General features: G+C 61.2%; 5 protein-coding genes and 1 pseudogene. 1 reads left to right on the forward strand and 5 read right to left on the reverse strand.

Going from position 1 to position 5,424, the window contains the following annotated elements:
* The 4 genes from AYR66_RS29905 to AYR66_RS06795 form a co-directional block, all read right to left on the reverse strand.
* Positions 1–486: L-threonylcarbamoyladenylate synthase (locus AYR66_RS29905; RefSeq protein WP_141104178.1), on the reverse strand; the 486-nt coding region annotated here is incomplete at its 3' end.
* A 48-nt stretch (positions 487–534) separates the two neighbouring features.
* Positions 535–1,416: a protease HtpX gene (htpX, locus tag AYR66_RS06785; protein ID WP_088706886.1), complete on the reverse strand. Its 882-nt coding sequence runs from the start codon at positions 1,414–1,416 to the stop codon at positions 535–537.
* Positions 1,417–1,522: 106 nt separating this feature from the next.
* Positions 1,523–2,359, reverse strand: a complete 837-nt coding sequence (locus AYR66_RS06790; RefSeq protein ID WP_088706887.1) for a 3',5'-nucleoside bisphosphate phosphatase — start codon at positions 2,357–2,359, stop codon at positions 1,523–1,525.
* Positions 2,360–2,464: 105 nt separating this feature from the next.
* On the reverse strand, positions 2,465–3,352 hold the full coding sequence (locus AYR66_RS06795; protein WP_088709650.1) for an alpha/beta fold hydrolase: 888 nt from the start codon (positions 3,350–3,352) through the stop codon (positions 2,465–2,467).
* Positions 3,353–3,462: 110 nt separating this feature from the next.
* Between AYR66_RS06795 and AYR66_RS06800 the strand changes: the two genes are divergently transcribed.
* Positions 3,463–5,142, forward strand: coding sequence for an acetate--CoA ligase (locus tag AYR66_RS06800; protein ID WP_088706888.1), 1,680 nt, complete (start codon positions 3,463–3,465; stop codon positions 5,140–5,142).
* Between the two features lie 4 nt (positions 5,143–5,146).
* On the opposite strand, the pseudogene AYR66_RS06805 reads toward AYR66_RS06800, so the two are convergent.
* Positions 5,147–5,424: pseudogene (locus tag AYR66_RS06805) on the reverse strand (patatin-like phospholipase family protein); the annotation flags it as partial.

Consider the following 5,424-nt stretch of genomic DNA (forward strand, 5'->3'; position numbering starts at 1 on the left):
GTCGCGGATCTCTTCCGGATCGGTGAGCGGGTCGTCTTCATCGGGCAGGATCAGCGTGGTGCCGATCAGCGGCTGTCCCAGTTCCTCAAGCAACGCCTGGGCAATCGCGTTTTCCGGCACGCGCAGGCCAATGGTCTTGCGCGACGGATGGCTGAGGCGGCGCGGGACTTCCTTGGTCGCTTCAAGGATGAAGGTGTACGGCCCCGGCGTGGCGACCTTCAACGTCCGGTATTGGCGGTTGTCGACGCGTGCGTACTGGGCGATTTCGCTCAGGTCGCGGCACAACAGGGTGAGATGGTGCTTGTCGTCCACGCCGCGGATGCGCCGCAGGCGCTCGACTGCTCCCTTGTCATCGAGGTGGCAAACCAGCGCGTAGCACGAATCGGTGGGCAAGGCGACGATGCCACCGCCATGGATGATCTGTGCCGCCTGCTTGATGAGTCGCAGCTGGGGATTGTCGGGATGGATCTGGAAGAATTGGCTCATTAAATGAAACGGCGGCCTTTTAACGACCGCCGTTGGAATTTTTTGTTGTCAGGACGCGCTGCGAAGCGCGGCAATACGTTCTTCAATTGGAGGATGGCTCGAGAACAGCGCAGCAAAACCCGAGCGGCCACCGTTGATGCCGAAAGACTTGAAATTCGCCGGCATGCTTTCCGGTGGCTCCAAACCACCCAGGCGCGCCAGCGCTTTGACCATGGGCTGCGGCGTACCGAGCAGCTTTGCCGAACCGGCGTCGGCACGGAATTCGCGGTAACGCGAGAACCAGGCGACGATCATCGACGCCACGATGCCGAACACGATCTCGCAGACAAACACCGTCACCATGTAGCCGATACCGGGCCCGCGATCGTCGTTGTTGCGCAGCACGGTCTTGTCGATCACGTAGCCGACCACGCGCGCCAGGAAGACAACGAAGGTATTCACCACGCCCTGGATCAGAGTCAGGGTCACCATGTCACCGTTCGAGACGTGGGCGATTTCGTGGCCGAGCACGGCTTCGACTTCATCGCGCGTCATGCCCTCAAGCAAACCGGTTGATACGGCTACCAGCGCCGAATCCTTGAACGCGCCGGTCGCGAATGCGTTTGGCTCGCCCTCGTAGATCGCCACTTCCGGCATGCCGATACCTGCACGGTCGGCGAGCCGCTTCACAGTGTCAACCAGCCAGAGTTCGGTCGATGTCGACGGAGCGTCGATCACGTGGGCGCCGGTGGACCACTTCGCCATCTGCTTGCTCATCAGGAGCGAAATGATCGCGCCGGTAAATCCGACCACCAGTGAATACGTCATCAGCATGCCGAGATTGAGGCCGTTGGCTGTGAGATAGCGGTTGACGCCCAGCAGCGACAAGACGACCGACATCACCAGCACGACCGCAAGGTTGGTCGCCAGGAAAAGGATGATTCGTTTCATGTGCAAGCCTCCGTATGAAAGCGACATCTAGATAAGGTTATTTCGCGGAAAATCAAGTGCGGCATCATGCCACAAAAGCAAGGCGCGAACCGCCTGCGGAGAGGAATCAGATGCGCCAGTCGTGCCAGACAGGCGTCAGGTTGGGAGGCAGTGGCGGAAGCGAGCCGAGTTCAGTCTGCGATTCGCCCGGCGCGTGGAAATCCGAGCCGCGAGAGGCAAGCAAGCCGTGGGCACGCGCGATCCGGGCAAAGATGCCGAATTCTTCCACCGTGTGGCTTCCCGTCACGACTTCGACGCCGGTACCGCCATAACGCTTGAATTCGGACAGGAAAGCATCCAGCTCGAGGTCGTTGAGGTCATAGCGTCCCGGATGCGCGACCACGGCAATGCCGCCGGCGCCGCGAATCCACTTGACGGCCTCTTCCAACGTTGCCCAGCGATGCGGCACATACCCGGGTTTGCCTTCGATCAGGAACCTGGAAAATACCTCCTGGACATCCCTGCAAATCCCGGTTTCAACAATGTGGCGTGCGAAGTGCGTACGGGAAATCAGGTCCGGATTGCCGACGTATTTCAGCGCGCCCTCGAAAGCGTCGGGTACGCCGACGGCTTCGAGCTGCTCGGCCATCTCGTAGGCGCGGCGTTCGCGGCCGGAGCGCGTCTGGTGGAGACCCTTGATGAGTCCCTCGTTCTTTTCGTCGAAATTCAATCCGACGATATGGATCGTATGCCTTGCCCAGGTGACCGAAATCTCGACACCGGTCACGTAGCGCAGGCCAAGTGCATGCGCCGCCTCACGAGCCTGTGCAATGCCGCCGATCTCGTCGTGGTCCGTCAGCGCCCACACATCCACCCCGCCCGCTTTTGCGCGCGCGGCAACAGCCGCGGGCGAGAGCGAGCCGTCGGAAACGGTGGAATGGCAATGGAGGTCGACGTTGAGCATGCAATCGGGCAGATAAACGGAATACAACTATTGTACGCCGAGTGCGCGCACCTATGCAGAGCGTCCAAGGCGCGCGAATACCCTTCGACAGGAAGACGGCCGCGATTATCCCTGCTTTTGGCGCAAGAACTGTTCGATCAGCACAGCGAGCGCTTCCGGCTGATCGTGATGCAGCATATGGCTCGCGTCGGTAATTATTGCCGTTGTGACATCACGCAAGTATTTGATGCGCCGGTCGATTTCCGCGCGCGCCGCATCCTTTGCGCCCATCAGGCGCCAGACCGTCGTGTCGTCGGCTTCCACCCAGAGAACCGGCGCGACAATCCTTTCCCAACATGCGAGGATTTCCTCGATACGATAGAGGACGGGATTGGTCAACTTGTGGGCAGGATCGCCGAGGATTACCCATTCGCCCTGTGCATTCTCGGCGGCCCAATAACGGGAGAGGAAATCCGCCCGTGCATTCGTGAGGCGCGGATTGTTCTTCTGCAAGCGCTTGATGACGTCCTCGCGCGATGCGTACGGGCGCATGCCCGAAGGCGTGCGCAATTCATCCAGCCATTTCGCATAGCGCTGCGGCGCCTGTTCGGGTCGCGTTGCCCCCATGCCGAAACCTTCCAGGTTGACCAGCTTCGCCACCCGCTCCGGCCGTACGCCCGCATACACGCACGATACATTGCCTCCCATGCTGTGCCCAAGCAGGTTCACGGGACCTTCAGGTGAGTAGTGCTGCAGGATCGCATCGAGGTCGCCGAGGTAATCGGGAAACCAGTAGCAATCGGCGCCGGAATTTTCGGTCATTCCGAATCCGCGCCAGTCCGGCGCGATCACATGCCAGTCATCCTGCAAGCAATCGACGACGAACTGGAACGACGCCGACACGTCCATCCAACCATGCGTCATGAACAGCTTCGGCGCCCCCTCGCTTCCCCAGTGGCGCACGTGGTATTGCAGTCCACGGACAGGGATGAATTCGGAGCGGGATGGCTTCATGGTTTTATCGTTGCCTGAATCAAGAATGGAATGCAGGGAAATCGGCATAATAGCCGGATCGCCGGAAAAGCGAATTAGAACGCCCGTTCGATAATTATAATGGAGAGGACATGACTTCCGCAGCAAACACCGCCCAAGCCGACCGCTACGACGAACTCTACAACCACTTCCACTGGCACGTACCCGACGACCTGAACATAGCGCAGCTATGCTGCACGCGCTGGGCAGGCGAGAAGTCGCGGATTGCCATCTACTACGAGGATGACCAGGGCAATACCGCCACCCTCACCTACGCCGAACTGCATGAGCAGGCGAATCGCATGTCGAACGTGCTCGCGAAGCTCGGAGTGAAAAAAGGCGACCGCGTCGCGATCATTCTCCCGCAGCGCGCCGAAACTGCCGTCGTGCACATGGCGTGCTACCAGCTCGGCGCGGTAGCCATGCCGCTGTCCATCCTCTTCGGGCCGGACGCGCTGGAATACCGGCTTCAGAACAGCGAGGCGGAAGTCGCGATCGTCGACCAGGCCGGCCTCGACAACCTGCGCCAGGCAAGGCCGAACTGTCCTGCGCTCAAGCATGTGATCGCAGTCGACTGTGGCGCATCCGATGCGCTCGATATGCATGATGAACTGGCCCGCGCGCGCACGAATTTCGATCCGGTTCCGACGCAGGCGACGGATCCTGCCGTGCTGATCTACACCAGCGGCACTACCGGCGCGCCGAAGGGCGCGCTGATCCCCCACTCCGCGATGATCGGCAACCTGACCGGATTCGTCGCGTCCCAGAACTGGTTCCCGCAGGAGGGCGATGTATTCTGGTCACCGGCCGACTGGGCATGGACCGGCGGCCTGTGGGATGCGCTACTTCCGACGCTCTATTTCGGCATGCCCATCGTCGGCTACCGAGGCCGCTTCTCGCCAGATACTGCCTTCTACCTGCTCGAGAAGTACGGCATCACCAACACCTTCCTCTTCCCGACTGCGCTGAAGATGATGATGAAGGCCTGCCCGTCACCGCGCGAAAAGTTCAAGCTCAAGCTGCGCGCCATCATGAGCGCCGGTGAAGCCGTCGGCGACGCGGTATTCAACTGGTGCCAGTCCGCGCTCGGCGTCACGCCCAATGAAATGTTCGGCCAGACCGAAATGAACTACATCGTCGGCAACAGTGTGCACCAGTGGCCGGCCAAGCCCGGCAGCATGGGACGCCCCTATCCCGGCCACCGTGTGGCGGTGATCGACGACGACGGCAATCCAGTCAAGCCAGGCGAAACCGGCGAAGTCGCCCTGCACCGTACCGATATCCACGGCCATCCCGACCCGATCTTCTTCATTGAGTACTGGAAGAATCCCGACGCAACGCGCAACAAGTACAGCGGCGACTGGTGCCGGACCGGCGACCTCGCCTCTGCAGACGAAGACGGCTATCTCTGGTACCAGGGACGCGCGGATGACATGTTCAAGGCGGCCGGCTATCGCATCGGCCCGTCGGAAATCGAGAACTGCCTCGTCAAGCATCCCGCAGTGGCAAATGTGGCGGTCGTACCAAAGCCGGACCCGGAGCGCGGCAATGTCGTCAAGGCATTCATCGTCCTAACTGCCGGCACGCCGCGTAACCGGGACGCCGACGACAAGCTGATTGCCGAGCTGCAGACACACGTACGCGGCAAGCTGGCGCCCTACGAGTATCCGAAGGAAATCGAGTTCATCGACGAACTGCCGATGACAACCACCGGCAAGGTGCAGCGCCGCGTGCTGCGCCTGATGGAACAAGAACGCGCCACGCAGCGCTGACGTCTCAGCCGAACAGGCGCGCCAGGCGGAACGACGACCGCACGCCGAGCTGCTGGAAATTACGCTCCAGCCACAGCTCGGCGCGCCGCCTGCCCTCTTCGTGCAAGCCATTGATGAAAGCCGGGCTCGCATTGAGCTTGCTGTGGCGGCCGAGCTGGCTCATCAGCTCCTGCGACTCAACGACATGCATGTTGAGCTGCCGCAGCCGCCGCTCCAGACGCCCGAACGCAAACCATCCCCGCTTCGCCTCCCGTTGTACCAGCATCAAGCCTTGCAGCTCGG

It is taken from the genome of Noviherbaspirillum denitrificans, from assembly GCF_002211445.1.
GTDB classification, from domain to species: Bacteria; Pseudomonadota; Gammaproteobacteria; order Burkholderiales; family Burkholderiaceae_D; genus Noviherbaspirillum; species Noviherbaspirillum denitrificans.